The organism is Paracoccus limosus (genome assembly GCF_009711185.1).
Classification (GTDB): domain Bacteria; phylum Pseudomonadota; class Alphaproteobacteria; order Rhodobacterales; family Rhodobacteraceae; genus Paracoccus; species Paracoccus limosus.
Genome location: NZ_WMIF01000018.1, coordinates 25,188 through 42,177, shown reverse-complemented (window position 1 = coordinate 42,177; position 16,990 = coordinate 25,188). Strand labels below are relative to the sequence as shown.

The following is a 16,990-nucleotide window of genomic DNA, read 5'->3' as shown; positions in this document are numbered from 1 at the left end:
CCATGGCGCAATTCTTCATCACCCGGCCGGTGCTGGCCTGGGTCATCTCGATCTTTATCGTGATCGCAGGGCTGCTCGCCCTGCCGCGGATCCCGGTTGCGCAATATCCGCAGGTGGCATGGCCGCAGATCACCATCTCGACCAGCTACACCGGCGCCGCGCCGGGCGAGATCAACCAGTCCGTTGCCCAGCCCATCGAAGACGAGCTGAACGGCGTGCAAGGGTTGGCCTATTACGAGTCGGTCTCGGACAGTTCCGGCGCCATGCAGATCACCGCGACCTTTGCCCCGGGCACCGATATCGCCCGCGCTCAGGTCGATGTGCAGAACGCCGTCGCGCGGGTCGAGCCACTGCTGCCGCAAAGCGTGGTCGATCAGGGCGTGCTGATCGAGGAAGCGGGCTCGGGCTTTCTGATGTTCGTGGCGCTGACCTCGGACGATGGCAGCATGGATGACATCGCGCTTGGCGACTACATCAACCGCAACGTCGCCGGCGAAATGCGCCGGATCGAGGGCGTGGGCCGGGCGCAGGTCTTTGCCCCCGAGCGTGCGCTGCGCATCTGGATCGACCCGGCCAAGATGACCGGCCTGAACCTGTCCAGCGCCGATGTGCTGGCCGCAATCCGGGCGCAGAACGCGCAGGTTTCGGCGGGCAAGGTCGGGGCCGATCCGAACCCTATCGGACAGCAGCTGACCGCCAATGTGCTGATCAAGGGTCAGCTCGATGATCCCGACCAGTTTGGCCGCATCGTGCTGCGCGCCAACCCGGACGGCTCGACCGTGCTTTTGCGCGACGTGGCCCGCATCGAGGTCGGCGCCGAGACTTACAGCTTTGCCACCCGCATCAACGGCAAGCCCGCCGCCGCCATGGGCATCCAGCTGTCCACGACCGGCAATGCGATGAACACCTCGGCCGCCGTGCATGACAAGATGCAGGAGCTGTCGCGATTCTTCCCGCAGGGCGTCAGCTACCAGATCCCCTATGACACGACCCCCTTCGTCGCGGCCTCGATCGAAAAGGTGGTGCATACGCTGCTTGAGGCGATGGTGCTGGTCTTTGCGGTGATGTTCCTGTTCCTGCAGAATTTCCGCTATACCATCATCCCGACCATCGTGGTGCCGATCGCGCTGGCCGGCACGGTCGCGGTGATGCTGGTCGCCGGATTCTCGATCAACGTGCTGACCATGTTCGCCATGGTGCTGGCCATCGGCATTCTGGTCGATGACGCCATCGTGGTGATCGAGAACGTCGAGCGCATCATGGCGACCGAAGGCCTGCCGCCGCGCGAAGCCACGCAAAAGGCCATGGGCCAGATCTCGGGCGCCATCGTCGGCATCACGCTGGTGCTGGCGGCGGTGTTCATCCCGATGGCGTTCTTCCCCGGCTCGTCGGGCATCATCTACCGGCAGTTCGCGCTGACCATGGTGGTGGCGATCCTGTTTTCGGCCTTCCTTGCGCTGACGCTGACGCCGGCGCTGTGCGCCAGTTTCCTGAAGCCGATCACCGGCCATCATGAGAAACGCGGCTTCTTTGGCTGGTTCAACCGCCGCTTTGATGCGCTGACCGACAGCTATGGCCGTTCGGTCGTCATGGTCACGCGGCGGCGGCTGGTGATGATGGGGCTTTATGCGCTGCTGGTGGTGGCCATGGGCGCGGGATTTGTCCGCCTGCCCACCAGCTTTCTGCCGAACGAGGATCAGGGCTTTGTCATCACCGACATCCAGACGCCCCCCACCGCCAGCTCGAACCGCACCGACGAGGTGTTGGCGGCGGCGACTGCCATGTATCAGAATATGCCCGAGATCGAGAATGTCGTGTCGATCCGCGGCTTCAGCTTTTCGGGGCAGGGGCCAAATGCCGGCCTGATCTTTACCACCTTCAAGGACTGGGCCGAGCGCGACCAATCGGCCGATCAGATTGCCATGGCAGCGAACATGCAGATGTTTTCCTATCAGGATGCGCAGGTCTATGCCCTGTCGCCGCCGCCGATCCCGGGTCTGGGCACAACCGGCGGCTTCAGCTTCCGCTTGCAGGATCGTGCCGGGCAGGGGCAGGAGGCCCTGCTGGCAGCCGCGCAGCAGATCATCGACGAGGCGCAAAAGGGCGGCATCGTGACCGGGCTGCGCATCGAGGGCCTGCCATCGGCGGCGCAGGTCTTTGTCACCGTGGACCGCGAAAAGGCCAATGCCTTTGGCGTTACCTTTGCCGATATCTCGGGAACGATCTCGCAATATCTGGGTTCGGCCTATGTCAACGACTTCCCGAATGCCGGCAAGATGCAGCGGGTGATGCTGCAGGCCGATGCCGGCGCGCGCATGAATGCCGAGGACATCCTGAAGCTGACGGTGCGCAACAGCAATGGCGGCATGGTGCCGTTCAGCTCTTTTGCCACGGTGAACTGGGAACAGGGGCCGTCGCAAGTGGTCGGTTATAACGGCTATCCCTCGATCCGCATCGCCGGCGATGCCGCGCCGGGCCACAGTTCGGGCGCAGCCATGGCCGAGATGCAGCGGCTGGCCGAGGCGCTGCCGCAGGGCTTTGGCTATGAATGGACCGGGCAATCGCTTGAGGAAATTCAGGCCGGCAGTCAGGCAACCCTGCTTTATGCCATGAGCATCCTGTTCGTTTTCCTGCTGCTGTCGGGGCTTTACGAAAGCTGGTCGATCCCGCTGTCGGTGATGCTGGTGGTGCCGCTGGGTGTGCTGGGTTGCGTGGTCGCGGTGCTGCTGCGCGACATGCCCAATGACATCTATTTCAAGGTCGGGCTGATCGCAATCATTGGCTTGTCGGCCAAGAACGCCATCCTGATCGTGGAATTCGCCAAGGAACTGCGCGAACAGGGCCAAAGCCTGATCGACGCCGCCGTCGAGGCCGCCAAGCTGCGCTTTCGCCCGATCCTGATGACCTCGCTGGCCTTCACGCTGGGCGTGGTGCCGCTGGCCATCGCCACCGGCCCCTCGGCCGCCAGCCAGAATGCCATCGGCACCGGGGTGATCGGCGGCATGGTTGCGGCAACGGTGCTTGCGATCTTCTTCGTTCCGGTGTTCTTCGTCTTCGTGCTTGGGCTGTTCAGCCGGGCGCGGGGCGCAGCCGGCCAGACCGCGTGATCCGGCGGGCCCCCTTCGGGCCCGTCCTTTCCCTTTTGTGCAAGTGAAACCATGACTCAATCCCTGATCCTGTCGCGCCGCCTGATGCTGGGCGGCCTTGCCTCGACGCTGGCGCTGGCCGCCTGCGCCCCCGCCACCAGCCTGACCGCCGCCAAGGCCGACCTGCCCGAGCGGTTCGCCGCCGACAGCCCGGCGCGCCGTGCCGGCAGCAATATCTGGTGGTCGTCCTTCCGTGACAGCCAGCTGGATGCGCTGATCGCCGCAGGCCTTGCGCGCAACCTTGATGTGCAGACCGCCGTTGCCGTCATCCGCGAGGCACAGGCCAATGCCCGCATGGTCGGCGCCAATGACCTGCCGCAGGCGACCCTGTCGGGCGCAGCGAACCGGGGCGACAGCAATGGCACCGGCGTGATCAGCGACAGCACCTCGGGCACGCTGGGCGTCTCGTGGCTGATCGACATTTTCGGCCAGAACCGCGCCGCCCGCGCCGGCGCCTCGGCGCAGGTCGATGCGGCCTATTTCTCGGCCGAGGTGGCGCGGCTGACCGTGGCCAGCGCCATCGCGCAGGCCTATGTCGATGCCCGCTATTATCAGGAGGCGGTCGCCCTGACCCGGCAAAGCCTTGAAAGCCGCAAGCGCACGCTGGCCCTGACCCGCGAACAGGATGTGCTGGGCAGCGTCAGCCGCGTCGAGGTCCTGCAAGCCGAGCAGCTGGTCACCCAGGCCGAGGCCGCGCTGCCGACGCTGGAGGTGGGCTATGACCAGTCGATCAACCGGCTGGCGACGCTGACCGCCGGGCGCAGCGCCGATCTGGCGCAGCGTCTGCGCAAGGGCAGCAGCCAGCCGCGCGCCCGCTATCGCGCCAGCGTCGGCGTTCCGGCCGATGTGGTGCGCGCCCGCCCCGATGTGCGCGTGGCCGAGGCCAATCTGGCCGCCGCCGTCGCCGGCGTGGGCGAGGCCAAGGCGGCCTTCTATCCCAAGTTGACGCTGTCGGGCAATGTCACCCCCGTCAACCTGTCGGGCGGCGGCAGCATGAAGACCTGGGGCTTTGGCCCGCAGATCTCGGTGCCGCTGTTCTCGGGCGGCGCCAACAAGGCGCGGCTTTCCGCGGCCGAGGCCAAGGCGGAACAGGCGCGGCTGGCATGGCAGGCGGCGGTGCTGAAGGCCGTCGAAGAGGTTGAGAACGCGCTGGCCGGCTATAACCGCGACGCGCGCTCGGTCGATGCCCAGACCCGGCTGGTTGCCAATGCGCGGGAATCGGTCAGTCTGGCGCGGACCTCCTATGAGCTGGGCGAGGCCGGGTTCTTCCCGGTGCTGGACGCCGAGCGCACGCTGCTGTCGGCGCGTCAGGATCTGGCCAATGCCCTGCGCCAGCAGGCGCTGAACTATGTGGCGCTAAGCGCGGCCTCGGCCGGCGGTGTCGGCATGGCCAAGCCCAAGTCCTGATCCAGGACCCCGCTCGGCGCATCGCTGCCGGGCAGCCGTATTTGCGGGGGCACGGGGACGTGATGCCTCGCAATCGGGCATTGTGGTGTTGATTGTGACAGTAATGTGACAGGGACCGGCCGGATCGCTGCCGGGCTTGCGTGGCCTTGGGGCGGCGGTCACGTTTGATTAACGCCCTTGTTGCATGATCCCGGTGAAAGGGGGTGTCATGGCTTCGCTGCTCGTGTTTTTCCAATTGGCTGGCGCCATCGCCCTGTTGCTGTTCGGGCTGGGGCTGGTGCGCGATGGCGTCACCGATGCCTTTGGCATGCGCCTGCGCATGGCGATGGGCAAGGGGGCGGGAACCGGGCCGCGCGCCTTTCTGTCGGGTGTGATCACGACGCTGGGCCTGCAATCCTCGACCGCGACGGCGCTGCTGACCGCCTCGTTCGTCGAACGGCGGATGATCGACGCGCGCATGGCGCAGGTGCTGCTTTTGGGGGCCAATATCGGCACCGCGCTGACGGCGGTGATGGTTTCGGCCGGGGTCGAGGCGCTGGCGCCGCTTTTACTGTTTCTGGGCTATGTGCTGGGCCGGCGCGGCACGGCGCTGTGTTCGGGTCTGGGCCGGGCGCTGATCGGCATCGGGCTTATGCTGGTGTCGCTGGTGCTGCTGGAACAGGCGACGCTGCCGCTGCGGCAATCGCAGGCGGTGGCGGCCTTTCTGCCGCTGCTGGATGGGGCATGGCCGGTGGCATTGCTGTTTGCGGCGCTGATCGCGGTGATGTGTTCGTCCTCGCTGGCGGCGGTTCTGCTGGTCGCCTCGCTGGTGCTGCCGGCGGGGCTGACGGTGGTGCTGGTGCTGGGGGCGAACCTTGGCGGGGCGGTGCCGGCGGTTCTGGCCACGGCGCAGCTTGGGGCGGCTGCGCGCCGTGTCACCTTGGGCAATCTGGTCGTGCGCGCCACAGGCTGCGTGCTGGCACTGCCGCTGGCGGGGGTGGCGGGCACCGCGCTTGCGGCTCTGCCACTGCCCAGCGGCGGGCTGGCGGTCGAGGCGCATCTGGCCTTCAATCTGGCACTGGCGGCGCTGGCCTCACCGCTGGCCGGGCCGCTGGGGCGGCTTTTGCAGCGCTTGGTGCCGGATGACGACGATGCCGGCGCCGAACCGGGCCCGGCCTGGCTGGACGACAGCGCGCTGGCCACGCCCTTGCTGGCGCTGACCGGGGCCAGCCGCGAGGTGCTGGCGGTGGGCGATTCCGTGCAGCGCATGCTGACCCAGACCCGGCTGGCATTCCGCGAAAACGACACCGCGCCCTTGGCCGAGGTGGCCCAGATCGAAACCCGCGTCGACCGCCGCCAGCAAGAGATCAAGACCTATCTGTCGCGCCTTGGTGCCGCCGCCAGCGAGGACGACCGCCGCCGCTCGATCACCATTCTGGATTATGTGATCAACCTGGAGCATGTTGGCGACATCATCGACAAGGGGCTGGCGCCCGCCGTGCGGATGAAGGTGGGGCTGGGCCTGCGCTTTTCCGATCCCGGCTATGCGGAACTGGACACGCTGTTCGTTGCCACGCAGGAAAACCTGCGGCTGGCGCAGACTGTGTTTCTAAGCCGCGACCGCGACATGGCCCGTCGCCTGATGGAGATCAAGGTCGAGATCCGCAACCTTGAACGGCAATCCGCCAAGAAGCACCTGATCCGCCTGCGCGAAGGCCATCCCGCCAGCCGCGAAACCTCGTCGCTGCATCTGGACATGTTGCGCGACCTCAAGCGGATCAACGCGCATCTGGTCTCGGTCGCGCATCCGATTCTGGACGAGGAGGGGCTGCTGATCGAAAGCCGCCTGCGTTCGGGGTAGGGCGCTTGGGTGGTGCCGGGGCAGGTGGTTGCGCCTGTGCATTTGCACGAGATTGCGCAGGGGGCGCCAGTCTTTGGGGCGTGGCCTGTGGGGGTGGGCCCGCCACGATGGTGTGACGGCGCGCGTGGGCGACCGCTGGCGGTGGGTGTGCCGCCGAAGGCGCTTAGGGCCGCTGCGGGCGCATGACCAAAGCCAGGTGTGTTTTGGGGGGCGCCACATCGCAGCTGGATGGTGTCGGCCCCCATGCCGCTTGGTCCCGCACCCGCAGCGGGTGGCAACGCCGGTGGCTCCCGCCGCTCAGAGCGAGCGATAGCGCCGCGCTGTTCCCCCGGGACCCAGCCCGATCAACTGCCCCAGACGGCAAGGATCAGCGGCGTGTCGACCAGCACGACCAAAAGGCTCAGCGGTGCGCCCAGCCCGGTGACACGCCGCGCCAGCCAATTCATCGCGGTTTCGATGATGCCCGAAGGCCCCACGGCGGCGCTGACCACCAGTGCGGATCCGACGATGATGACGATATCATCGCTGAAGCCGCTGAAGGCCTGGTGCGGTTTGACGGTGCTCGCCGCCAGCGAGGCCAGAAGCGCCACCAGATCATAGCGCAGCCGCCCCCTGACAAAGAGCCCCATCATCCCGGCAAGGATCAAGGCCGCGATCTGGCGATGGGTCATGGCACGCTCCGCATCCGGCGGAACGCGGCGGGGCGGTTCCGCCTAGGGTTGGGCGGGCCGGTGGGTCGGTCGCGCCGGGTCGTCGCGGGCGATGTCGTCCTGAATCTGGTCCAGAAGCTGCTTGCGGTCCACCGCGGCCGAGAACATCACCCGGCGCGAGGCGTCGCGGTTCTCGGCCCCATCCGGGTCGCGGATCAGCCGGTTCGAGGAATAGCCCACCGCCGTCAGGTGATCGCGCGCCCAGGCCTGCACCGGTGCATTCTCGACCGCGTTCAGACAGACGCGCAGCGCGTTTTGCGCCCGGCGCTGCGACAGGTCGAGGTTGTAAAGATAGGCGCGTTCCGGGCTGGCGCCGGGCGGCCCTTCGGATGAGGCATGGCCCTCGATCTTCAGCTCCGAGATGTCCACCCCGGACTGGCGCAGGGTCTGCAGCCAGGGCGCGCAAAAATCGCGCAGAAAGGCGGGATTCTTGACCTTGTCGTCATTGACCTCGAACAGCACCGATTGCGGCAGGCTGATCGCGCCATCGGCGCCGATCGAGCCGCCGGCAGCGCGGATGGTGCCGCCCAGCCGGTCCTGCAAGGTCTCGACCAACTGGCGCTCGGCCGCGTCGGCCTGTGCCAACCGCTGCGAGATGCGCTGTGTCGGATCCTCGACCGGGGTCTCGGCCTCGATGCGGTCCATGGCCTGCGCCAGCCGGCGGGCGTCGCCCACCTCGACCGTATCGGCCAGCCGCAGCCGCGTCTCGGGCGGCAGTTCCGCCGCGCCTTGCATCAGCCGTTTCAGATCCTGTTCCGACATGAACCGCGAGAAGGCCTTGGCATCGGCCACCGCCTCGGGGCCAGCGACCGGCAGGCCGGCGCGGGTCATTTCATGGCGCAGCGTATTGGCCATCTGGAAGGTGCCATCCGACAGGCCGGCGACGATCTCGGCCTTTTGCGCATCGGTCAGATGCGCGATCTCATCGGCGGCGACCAGGCTTTTGCGTTCGGTTTCGACCTGCCACCAGCTGAAGAGCAGGAGCAGGCAAAAGGCCAGCAGGATAAAGGCCTCGGCCACGGTCAGGCCCATGACGGCGCCGCGCTTGTAATTGCGGTCAAAGCCGCGGGCGGCGCCCGGTTCACGCATGGCGGTCGCCCGCCTCCAGCCGGGCCGAGGCGCGGTCCAGCGCCGTGCCCAGCACCGCCGCCTGTTCGGCAAGCCGCGTGCAGGCGGCCTCGACGGCCAATGCGCTGCGGGTCATGCGCTCGGTCGCGCGCAGCCGGGCGACATGGGCGGCATTGGCATCGGCCTCCAGCCCGGATTCGGCGGCCTGCGCAGTGTTCAGCAGGCCCTGCGCGGCCTCGGTCACGCTGTCGCGGATGGCGGTGATGGCGGCGCTGGCCTGCGCCTGTGCGGCCTCGCGCAGCGCGTCGTTCACGATTTCCGTGGTCTGGCCCATCTGTTCGCGGATGTCGGTGACCATGGCGGCGGTGGTGCGCCGCATCGCTTCCTCGCGTTCGCTGGCATGTTGCAGCGCCTCGATGGTAAAGGATTTGATCTGCCGCACGCTGCGGGCCATTTCCTCGCGCAGATCGCGCGAGGCTATGTCCAGCTCCAGCCGGGTTTCGCGTTCGCGGGCGACCAGATCGACGCGGAACTGCATCATCAAGACGCGCAGGAACACGCCGACAATGGTCGAGGACAGCGCCACGCCAAAGCCCGAGATCACCTCGGGGATCAGCCGCGCGCGGTCCTCGGCCCCGGATTCGACGACGAAATACAGCGTCACCGCAAGGCTGGTCAGCGTGAACAGAAAGCCGAGGTAATAGCAGTTGTCGCCGATCGCCTCGGGTTCGATGCGCAGATTGGTGGTGAAATAGGTCAGCAAGGCATAGCTGCACAGCACCAGCGCGGCATAGCCCGCCGCCCAGAACGGATGCACGCCGGAAAGCTTCAGCGCGATGCCGCCGGCGACGCCCGCGACAAAGGCCAGCAGCAGTACGATCCGGTCCCAGGATTCGCGGGGCGAGACATCGTGCATGCGACGGGTGGTTGCGCGGGCCATTACAGATCCCCCAGCCTGTGGACCACCGGCAGGCCGGCGCCCTGATGATCGAAATAGCGGATCCAGAAATCCTCGACGGCGGCCGGATCGCCCTTGAAGCCCGAGGGGCGCGGGATCAGGTACAGCTCGACCTGCGCGCCGCCCAGACTTTGCGACAGGCGCTGCGCGGTGGGCGAGGCGGCGAAACCCTGCCAGTCCTGACCGCGATAAAAGCTCATCGCATCGGAATGTTGCAGCAGGTCCGAAACAAGGATCACCCGTTTCGGCCCGTCGAAGGTGACGAAACCGGGCGTGTCGCCGATCAGCGCCTGCAGCGCCTCCATGATCGGCGATTGCTTGGCGTTCGAGGCGGCGATCATCTGCTCGAACAGCCCGTTCAGCGGCTTCAGGAACCGGTCCTCGTAGCGGCTTTCGACAAGGCGCACGTTCTGGTTCAGCTGGCTGACATCGGCGCCGGAATGCGGCTTGCAGAGCGCCACCTGCGCCCCAAGCCGGCTGGCGTCATCCGACACCATGCCCAGCGAGAATTCGGTCCCGGTTTCGGCCTGATCGACCTCGCGCCGGACATATTCGCGCAGCTTCATCGCCTGTGCCGGGGCCAGCGGGTCGGTCACATCGACCAGAATCGCCACCATGGCGCGCGGGCCGCCGGTTGGGCACAGCGTGTCGGGATCGACGGCCATCTGTTCCTCGGTCTGGCGCTGCAGCAGGAACAGCCCCGCCAGCACCGCCAGCGCCGCCGCCGCGCCCAGAATCAACAGCGCCGAAGGTCCGCGCCGGGTCGCGCGCCGGCGGGCGCCGCTGCGGCTGCGCCGGCTGGTTCTGCTGCTGCGGGCCATCACGCGGCCTCGCCGCGTCCGGCCCGTCCGGGCTTGGGCCCGTCCAGTTCGACGTCATCAGTGACGCTGAATTGCTGGCGCGCGGTTTCGAACTGATCGAAGATCTCGCTGATCGCGGTTTCGACGGTGGCCTTGACGCGCTCGGCCTCGGCCTCGGCGGTCAGGCGGCGGCTGGCGTCGATGGCCTCGGGGGCGAAGGCGGGAAAGGCATAGGGCGTGTTGAAGGCGGCGGGCGCCGGCTGGGTGCGCTGCGCAAGGTTCGCGTCGCGATAGATCGCCAGCAGATGCGCGACCTTGAGGTCGCATTGCTCCAGAAACGCCCGCAGATGCGCGCCAAGGCTGGACTGGCCGAACAGCGCATCCACCGCCTCGGTGATGCCGTCGCGGACCTGTTCATTGGCGTCCTGCAATTCCTCGATGGCCTCGTCGCGGCGCTTTTGCAGATCCTCCAGCGCGGCGTGCAATTCCTCTTCATAGCGCAGCCGGGCTTGTTCCAGATTGCGCTCGACCGGTCCGTAGCCGGGATAGGGGTCGTCGGTGTGCCAGCCCTTGCGGAAGGCGAGAACCGAGATCAGCGCCCCCAGCCCCACCAGCAGCCAGCTTTCCAGCGAGGCCAGTTCCAGCGGGCGCGCGATCAGCCCCGGCACCGCCTGCGCCGCCGCCTCGGCCCAGACGAGGCCGCGTTCCAGCCCGTCGCGGAAATGCGCCACGGCAAGGTTCAGCGCCCCGGCCAGGCCCAGCCACAGCGCCAGCGCGCCCAGCCCCATCAGCTTGGCCAGCGGGTTGCGCCGGTTCATGTAGCGCGCCAGATAACCCAGCAGCAGCGAGCCGCCGACATTGACCAGCGACACGATCACCGCGACCAGCAGCCCGCCCAGCAGGCCGAATTCATTGCCCTTGGAGAACAGATAGCTGTTCATCCCGGCTTCCAGCACGATCAGGATCAGCGCCAGCGCGATGACATTCACCCAGCCGTGGAATTCGTTGGCCGGCCGTTCCAGCCGGTGGATCTGGCGATAGCGGTTGCGCCAGTTGTAGCTTTCGTTCAGCCGTTCGCGCGCCGCCACGATGCGCGAACGCCAGACCTGCACCAGCGCGCCGAAATCGTTGCGCGCGGCGCCGGCGGCGATATCGACCTCTTTCGAGGCCTGCCCGGCCCGCGCCAGCCGCTCGTTATAGACGCGGCGGTTGTTTTCATAGTTTTCCAGCCCTTTGCGGCGCAGCTCTTCGACCTTTTCGATGATGCCGGTTTCGACATGGTCAAAGCCCGCAGCATCGGGCGGGGGCTGGTTGTGCAGGCCACGGTCGCGGCCCTGTTCCTGCAATTTCAGCGCCCCGGCGATGGCCTTGGTGTCGATGCTGGGAAAGACGGACATCGACGGCACGAAGGCGTCCGAGCGGAAAATGGATTTCAGGCGCGCAATCACGGGAACCTCGGAACAGGAAAAGCAAGAAAGACGGATTCGGGCACTCTTGGGAATGAAGATCAATCAACATATTCGTCAACCGGTCTGAAGTTGTATTTTAAGGCAAAGTTAACGCAAGGGCGCGGGCGCTTGCGATCCGCCGCGACTTTGGCGCAGGATCGACCCCCGGAAAGGAGGCGCCCGATGACCGCCATGCCGAAACTGCCACGCCGGATTCTGGCGCGCGGCGCGCTGCTGCTGGGGCTGCTGGCCGCGCCGGCGCAGGCGCAGGATTGCGTCGTGCTGCTGCATGGGCTGGCGCGCAGCGATGCCTCGTTCACGCTGCTCGAGGAGGTGCTGGAGGGTGCGGGCTACCGGGTCGTGAACCACTCTTACCCCTCGACCCACGCCCGGATCGAGGAGCTTCTGGGCCATGTCGATCGCGCGGTGGCCGATTGCGGCCCGTCGCGCGTCGATTTCGTCACCCATTCCATGGGCGGCATCCTGCTGCGCGCATGGCTGGCGCGGCGGCCGCCGGTGCGGCTGGGGCGGGTGGTGATGCTGGCGCCGCCGAACAAGGGCTCGGAGATCGTGGACGAATATGGCGATTGGGCGCTGTTTCGGCTGTTGAACGGCCCGGCCGGGGCCGAGCTGGGCACCGATCCCGCCAGCCTGCCGCGCCGGCTGCCGCCGGCCGATTACCCCTTGGGCATCATCGCGGGGGATATCTCGCTGAACCCGCTGCTGTCGGCGCCGATCCCGGGCGCCAATGACGGCAAGGTCTCGGTCGAAAGCACGCGGCTAGCCGGGATGCGCGATCATCTGGTGGTCCATGCCAGCCATACCTTTTTGATGAACAATCCGGTGGTGATGGCGCAGGTGCTGATCTTTCTGCGCGAGGGGCGGTTTCGCCACGGGCTGCGCCTGCCCGGCGCGCTGGCCCTGCTGACCGGCGGCGGGAACCCGGGCTGAGCCCCGGGCATTCTGCATTGGGGGCATTCCGCATCGGGCCTGCGGGATGTTTCGATGCCGGCGGGGATTATCACCCGCCCCCGGCGGTGCCATATCCCAAGGACCGCATCACAGGAGAGCCGCGATGACCAATCCCGTTCCCAATGCCGGCGTCCATCCGGCCGCTGCCGCCGGGCGCTTTACCTTTGCCGGCAGCGCGATCAGCGTGAACCGCATGGGCTATGGTGCGATGCAGCTGGCCGGCCCGCATGTCTTTGGCGAGCCTGCCGACCCCGACGAGGCCCATGCCGTCCTGCGCGAGGCGGTGGCCCTGGGCGTCGATCACATCGACACCAGCGATTTCTATGGCCCGCATGTCACCAACCGGCTGATCCGCGAGGCGCTTTATCCCTATCCCGACGGGCTGGTGCTGGTGACCAAGATCGGCGCATGGCGCGACGACAAGGGCGACTGGATCCTTGAGCGCAGCGCGGATTTCCTGCGCCGCTCGGTTCAGGACAATCTGGACCGGCTGGGCCTGTCGCAGCTGCCCTTAGTCAATCTGCGCATGGGCGGCCCCGAGGATGACGTGCTTGAGCCGATGCGCACCATGTGCGAGATGCGCGACGAGGGGCTGATCGGCCATATCGGCATCAGCACGGTCAGCGCCGAGCAATTGGCCCGCGCGCGCGAGATCGCGCCCATCGCCTGCGTGCAGAACCATTACAATCTGGTGCAGCGCGCCGATGATGCCATGATCGACGCGCTTGAGGCCGATGGCATCGCCTATGTGCCCTATTTCCCGCTGGGCGGCTTTACGCCGCTGCAGGACGCCACGCTGAACGAGGTTGCGGCGGGGCTGGGGCAATCGCCGCAGGCGGTGGCGCTGGCATGGCTGTTGCAGCGCAGCCCGAACATCCTGCTGATTCCCGGCACGGCGCGGCGCAGCCATCTGCGCGACAATATCTCGGCCGCCGCGCTGCAATTGCCGCCCGAGGCGCTGGCGCGGCTTGACGCGCTGGCCGGCTGAACCCGGCCTAGCCGCGCGCGGCCGCGTCCTGCCGCATCATCGCCAGCAGGTCGTGAAAACGGTCGCCCTGCACGACGACATGATCGCGCAGGGCCCGGCCCGCCGCCTCGGCGTCGCCGGCCCGGATCGCGGCCACCACCGCCTCATGTTCGCGCAGCGAGCCGCCCAGACGCCCGCGCACGCGCAGCTGCATCCGGCGATAGGGCTGCAACATCGCATGTAGCCGCGATGCCTCTTGTTCCAGAAAGGCGTTATGGGTGCCGCCATAGATGCAATGGTGAAAGCGCGAGTTTTCGGCGTAATAGCCCTCGACGTCGCCGGCCTCGGCAAAGGCGCGGCAGCGTTCGTGGATCTGTTGGAACCGCGCCAGCTCGGCCTCGTTCATGCGGCGGGCGGCAAGGCGGGCGCAGCTGGCCTCGACCTCGGCCATGACCTCGAAACGCTCGGCCAGTTCCTCGGGGCTCCAGGCGGTGACGAATGTGCCGCGCTTGGGCATGACCTTGACCAGACCCGAGGATTCCAGCTGGTAAAGCGCCTCGCGGATTGGCGTGCGCGAACAGTCGAATTCGCGGGCCAAGGCCTCGGGGTCCAGCCGGTCGCCGGGGGCGTATCGCCCCTGCACGATGGCATTTTCCAGCGCATTCCTGATCCGCATCGCATTGGGAAGTCGCATCCCCGCCCCCGGTCGCCCTTTGGCGCAATCTAGCCATGCCCGAAGCAAATATCCATATCGGCATCTGTTATATACAACAAGGCCACGCAAGCGTATAACGAGGCTGGGGAGGATTCGCCCGCTTGGGAGGGCGGCGGATCGTCGGGAATGTTGCAAGCAGGAGGAGCCGCGCATGACCCCGCATCTGATTTCGATTTACGCCCTTGTGGCGATGTTCGTCGTGGCCACGATCTGGCCGATCAACATGGGCGTGCTGGCCTTCGTCGGCGCCTTTCTGGTCGGCACGCTGATGGCCGGCCAGACCAGCAAGGAAATCATCGCCGGCTTTCCGGGCGGGCTGTTCCTGACGCTGGTCGGCATTACATGGCTGTTTGCGCTGGCGCAGAACAACGGCACCATCGACTGGCTGGTGCGCATGGCGGTGCGCGCGGTCAAGGGGCGGATCGCGGCGATTCCGTGGATCATGTTCGGCATCTCGGCCATGCTGACGGCGGTGGGCGCGGTCAGCCCCGGCGCCGTCGCCATCGTCGCGCCCATCGCGCTGGGGTTTGCCTTTCGCTACCACATCTCGCCCATGCTGATGGGGATGATGGTGGTGCATGGCGCGCAGGCCGGGGGCTTTTCGCCGATCAGCATCTACGGCGGCATCACCAATGGCGTCGTGGCCAAGGCCGGCCTGCCGCTGAACGAGATGGCGACATTCGCCGCCAGCTTCTTTGTCAACGCGGGCGTCGCGCTGATCCTGTTCATGGTGCTGGGCGGGCGCAAGCTGATGGCGATGCGCAGCGATGGCCCGGTCACCGTCAACGTCCCGCATATCGAGATCGCGCGTCCGGCCACCGGCCCGCAGATCTTTGGCGACAGCGAGGCCGAGGCCCTGTCGCGCCGCATCGGTGCCGAGGGCGGCGGCAGTTCGAACAAGCTGGTGGCCGAGGTCGAAGAGGGCAATGAGCCCGAGGGCACGCTGTATCAGATCTTCACGCTGGGCGGGCTGGTCGCGCTGGCGGTGCTGGTTCTGGCCTTCAATCTGGACATCGGCTTTGTCGCGCTGACCATCGGCCTTGCGCTGGCGCTTTGGGCGCCCACCATGCAGAAACGCGCCATGGCGCAGGTGGCATGGCCCGAGATCATGCTGATCACCGGCGTTTCGACCTATGTCGCGGTGCTGGAACATATGGGCACTATCGACTTTGTCGGCGACAGCGTCGCGGGCATGGCCTCGCCCCTGCTGGCGGCGCTGGTGCTGTTCTTTGTCGGCGCGGTGGTGTCGGCCTTTGCCTCGTCCACGGCGGTGCTGGGCTCGTTGATCCCGCTGGCGGTGCCGTTTCTGCAGGCGGGCACCGGGGTCAGTGCCATCGGTTTCATCGCCGGCATGGCGGTCGCCTCGACCATCGTGGACGTCAGCCCGTTTTCGACCAATGGTGCACTGGTGCTGGCCAATGCCACCGGGGTCGACAAGCAGGCGTTCTTCCGCAAACTGCTGGGCTATGGCGCGCTGGTGACCGTCGTGGCTCCGGTGGTGCTGTGGCTGATCTTTGTCGTGCTGCCGGGCTGACGCCCGCGGCCTGAACCCGTCAGGAGGCCCGAATGATGAAGACCGCAGAATCTCCGCGAGACTCGCAGCGCCAAAGCCGGCCGGCCTTTCTGGCCGAGCTGTTCGAGACGCTGACCGACCGCACCCGGCGGCTGTGGGGCCGCCGCGACGCCGGCAGCCCGCCGGTCGAGGCGCCCAACCTGTCCGAACTGGCCGAGGCGCTGCTGTCGCGCCGGGGCGAGGCCTCGGGCAGCGCCATCGCAGCCGAGCTGCTGGCGGCCTTTGACCGGGCCGATGCCGGGGCGCGGCTGGCCTTCTTGCAAAACCTTGCCGAGCGTTTCGGCCCCGATGCCACCCGTGTCGAGCAGGCGCTGGCCGCGCTTTCGCGCGATGCGGGCGGGGCCGATGCCATCGAGGCGCTGCACGCCGCCTCGGAACCCCGCCGGCAAGAACTGTTCCGACGGCTGAACCTTGCGCCGGGCGGCACGGCGGCGCTGGTGCGCATGCGCGAGGAATGCCTGCGCCATCTGCGCGACACGCCGGCCCTGCGCCGGGTCGACAGCGATTTCGCGCATCTGTTTTCGTCCTGGTTCAACCGCGGCTTTCTGGGCCTGCGCCATATCGACTGGAACACCCCGGCGGCGGTTCTGGCCAAGATCATCCGCTATGAGGCCGTGCATGCGATCCAGAACTGGGACGATCTGCGCAACCGGCTGGAGCCTACGGACCGGCGCTGCTACGGGTTTTTCCATCCGCAGCTGGTCGATGAGCCGCTGATCTTTGTCGAGGTGGCGCTGACCCGCGCCATCCCGGACAATGTCGCCGATCTTCTGGACCTTGCCCGCCAGCCGATCGCGGCCGAGGATGCCGATACGGCGGTGTTCTATTCGATCTCGAATACGCAGCGCGGGCTGGCCGGCGTGTCCTTTGGCAATTTCCTGATCAAGCAGGTGGTGGGCGAGCTGAAGGCGGAACTGCCCAATATCCGCACCTTCGTCACCCTGTCGCCGGTGCCGGGCTTTGCCACATGGTTGGCCGAGGCGCGGGCCGATCCGGCCTTGGGGATGCTGGATGCCGAACAGCGCATCGCGCTGGCGCTGCTGGACGAGCCGGGCTGGCAGGACGATCCCGTCCGCGCCGAGGCGCTGCGCGCGCCGCTGCTGGCGGCAGCCGCCACCTATTTCCTGCGCGCCCGCGACGGACGTGGCCGGGTGATCGACCCGGTGGCGCGTTTCCATCTGGGCAATGGCGCCCGGCTGGAGCGGCTGGATTATCTTGGCGATGTCTCGGCCAAGGGGGTGCAGCAATCGCATGGGATGATGGTGAACTATCTTTACGACCTCGACCGGATCGAGGCCAATCACGAGGGTTTTGCCGAGCGCGGCGCGGTGGCCGCCTCGGAGGATGTCAGGCGCCTGTTGCCGGCGGCCTGAACTGGAGGGGAAG

Annotated in this window: 13 protein-coding genes; 7 read left to right on the top strand and 6 right to left on the bottom strand. The window is 67.2% G+C overall.

The genetic code is table 11. The features are described 5' to 3' along the window. Positions 1–2 precede the first annotated feature (2 nt). The 3 genes from GL279_RS13045 (at position 3) to GL279_RS13035 (ending at position 6,393) form a co-directional block, all read left to right on the top strand. Positions 3–3,107, top strand: a complete 3,105-nt coding sequence (locus GL279_RS13045) for an efflux RND transporter permease subunit (RefSeq protein ID WP_155065078.1) — start codon at positions 3–5, stop codon at positions 3,105–3,107. A 51-nt stretch (positions 3,108–3,158) separates the two neighbouring features. Next, positions 3,159–4,553 (top strand): efflux transporter outer membrane subunit, encoded by a 1,395-nt coding sequence (locus GL279_RS13040; protein WP_155065077.1) that lies wholly within the window; start codon positions 3,159–3,161, stop codon positions 4,551–4,553. 208 nt (positions 4,554–4,761) lie between these two features. Next, a complete protein-coding gene (locus tag GL279_RS13035; RefSeq protein WP_155065076.1) occupies positions 4,762–6,393 on the top strand; it encodes a Na/Pi cotransporter family protein in 1,632 nt (543 codons plus the stop codon). 344 nt (positions 6,394–6,737) lie between these two features. Here GL279_RS13035 and GL279_RS13030 read toward each other — a convergent pair whose 3' ends face one another. Genes GL279_RS13030 through GL279_RS13010 form a run of 5 tightly spaced genes read right to left on the bottom strand, consistent with a single transcriptional unit; the run spans position 6,738 to position 11,377 of the window. Continuing rightward, positions 6,738–7,064 (bottom strand): SLC13 family permease, encoded by a 327-nt coding sequence (locus GL279_RS13030; RefSeq protein ID WP_211371310.1) that lies wholly within the window; start codon positions 7,062–7,064, stop codon positions 6,738–6,740. 42 nt (positions 7,065–7,106) lie between these two features. Continuing rightward, positions 7,107–8,192, bottom strand: a complete 1,086-nt coding sequence (locus GL279_RS13025; protein ID WP_155065075.1) for an OmpA family protein — start codon at positions 8,190–8,192, stop codon at positions 7,107–7,109. Then, positions 8,185–9,111, bottom strand: a complete 927-nt coding sequence (locus tag GL279_RS13020; RefSeq protein WP_155065074.1) for a hypothetical protein — start codon at positions 9,109–9,111, stop codon at positions 8,185–8,187. The genes GL279_RS13025 and GL279_RS13020 overlap by 8 nt, the downstream gene beginning before the upstream one ends. After that, complete coding sequence (locus GL279_RS13015) at positions 9,111–9,950, bottom strand: hypothetical protein (protein ID WP_155065073.1); 840 nt, start codon at positions 9,948–9,950, stop codon at positions 9,111–9,113. The genes GL279_RS13020 and GL279_RS13015 overlap by 1 nt, the downstream gene beginning before the upstream one ends. Further along, the gene (locus tag GL279_RS13010) at positions 9,950–11,377 is read right to left on the bottom strand and encodes a hypothetical protein (RefSeq protein WP_155065072.1); all 1,428 of its coding nucleotides are present in this window, start codon (positions 11,375–11,377) and stop codon (positions 9,950–9,952) included. The genes GL279_RS13015 and GL279_RS13010 overlap by 1 nt, the downstream gene beginning before the upstream one ends. Before the next feature lie 183 nt (positions 11,378–11,560). Here GL279_RS13010 and GL279_RS13005 point away from each other — a divergent pair, with 183 nt between their 5' ends. Both GL279_RS13005 and GL279_RS13000 read left to right on the top strand, forming a co-directional pair. Beyond that, the gene (locus GL279_RS13005) at positions 11,561–12,328 is read left to right on the top strand and encodes a lipase family protein (RefSeq protein WP_246175306.1); all 768 of its coding nucleotides are present in this window, start codon (positions 11,561–11,563) and stop codon (positions 12,326–12,328) included. A 124-nt stretch (positions 12,329–12,452) separates the two neighbouring features. After that, on the top strand, positions 12,453–13,337 hold the full coding sequence (locus GL279_RS13000; protein ID WP_155065071.1) for an oxidoreductase: 885 nt from the start codon (positions 12,453–12,455) through the stop codon (positions 13,335–13,337). A 7-nt stretch (positions 13,338–13,344) separates the two neighbouring features. Here the strand turns inward: GL279_RS13000 and GL279_RS12995 are convergent, their stop codons facing one another. Next, entirely contained in the window at positions 13,345–14,010 is a 666-nt protein-coding gene (locus tag GL279_RS12995) for a GntR family transcriptional regulator (protein WP_155065070.1), read from the bottom strand. Positions 14,011–14,182: 172 nt separating this feature from the next. Here GL279_RS12995 and GL279_RS12990 point away from each other — a divergent pair, with 172 nt between their 5' ends. Next, positions 14,183–15,565 carry an SLC13 family permease gene (locus GL279_RS12990; RefSeq protein WP_155065069.1) on the top strand — a complete coding sequence of 461 codons (1,383 nt, stop codon included), beginning with the start codon at positions 14,183–14,185 and terminating at the stop codon, positions 15,563–15,565. 32 nt (positions 15,566–15,597) lie between these two features. Further along, positions 15,598–16,977: a malonyl-CoA decarboxylase gene (locus GL279_RS12985; RefSeq protein WP_155065068.1), complete on the top strand. Its 1,380-nt coding sequence runs from the start codon at positions 15,598–15,600 to the stop codon at positions 16,975–16,977. The last annotated feature ends 13 nt before the right edge of the window (positions 16,978–16,990 follow it).

Coding starts and splice junctions, on each gene's coding strand:
- GL279_RS13045 (WP_155065078.1), top strand. CDS start 3: ATGGCGCAATTCTTCATCACCCGGCCGGTGCTGGCCTGGGTCATCTCG.
- GL279_RS13040 (WP_155065077.1), top strand. CDS start 3,159: ATGACTCAATCCCTGATCCTGTCGCGCCGCCTGATGCTGGGCGGCCTT.
- GL279_RS13035 (WP_155065076.1), top strand. CDS start 4,762: ATGGCTTCGCTGCTCGTGTTTTTCCAATTGGCTGGCGCCATCGCCCTG.
- GL279_RS13030 (WP_211371310.1), bottom strand. CDS start 7,064: ATGACCCATCGCCAGATCGCGGCCTTGATCCTTGCCGGGATGATGGGG.
- GL279_RS13025 (WP_155065075.1), bottom strand. CDS start 8,192: ATGCGTGAACCGGGCGCCGCCCGCGGCTTTGACCGCAATTACAAGCGC.
- GL279_RS13020 (WP_155065074.1), bottom strand. CDS start 9,111: ATGGCCCGCGCAACCACCCGTCGCATGCACGATGTCTCGCCCCGCGAA.
- GL279_RS13015 (WP_155065073.1), bottom strand. CDS start 9,950: ATGGCCCGCAGCAGCAGAACCAGCCGGCGCAGCCGCAGCGGCGCCCGC.
- GL279_RS13005 (WP_246175306.1), top strand. CDS start 11,561: ATGACCGCCATGCCGAAACTGCCACGCCGGATTCTGGCGCGCGGCGCG.
- GL279_RS13000 (WP_155065071.1), top strand. CDS start 12,453: ATGACCAATCCCGTTCCCAATGCCGGCGTCCATCCGGCCGCTGCCGCC.
- GL279_RS12995 (WP_155065070.1), bottom strand. CDS start 14,010: ATGCGACTTCCCAATGCGATGCGGATCAGGAATGCGCTGGAAAATGCC.
- GL279_RS12990 (WP_155065069.1), top strand. CDS start 14,183: ATGACCCCGCATCTGATTTCGATTTACGCCCTTGTGGCGATGTTCGTC.
- GL279_RS12985 (WP_155065068.1), top strand. CDS start 15,598: ATGATGAAGACCGCAGAATCTCCGCGAGACTCGCAGCGCCAAAGCCGG.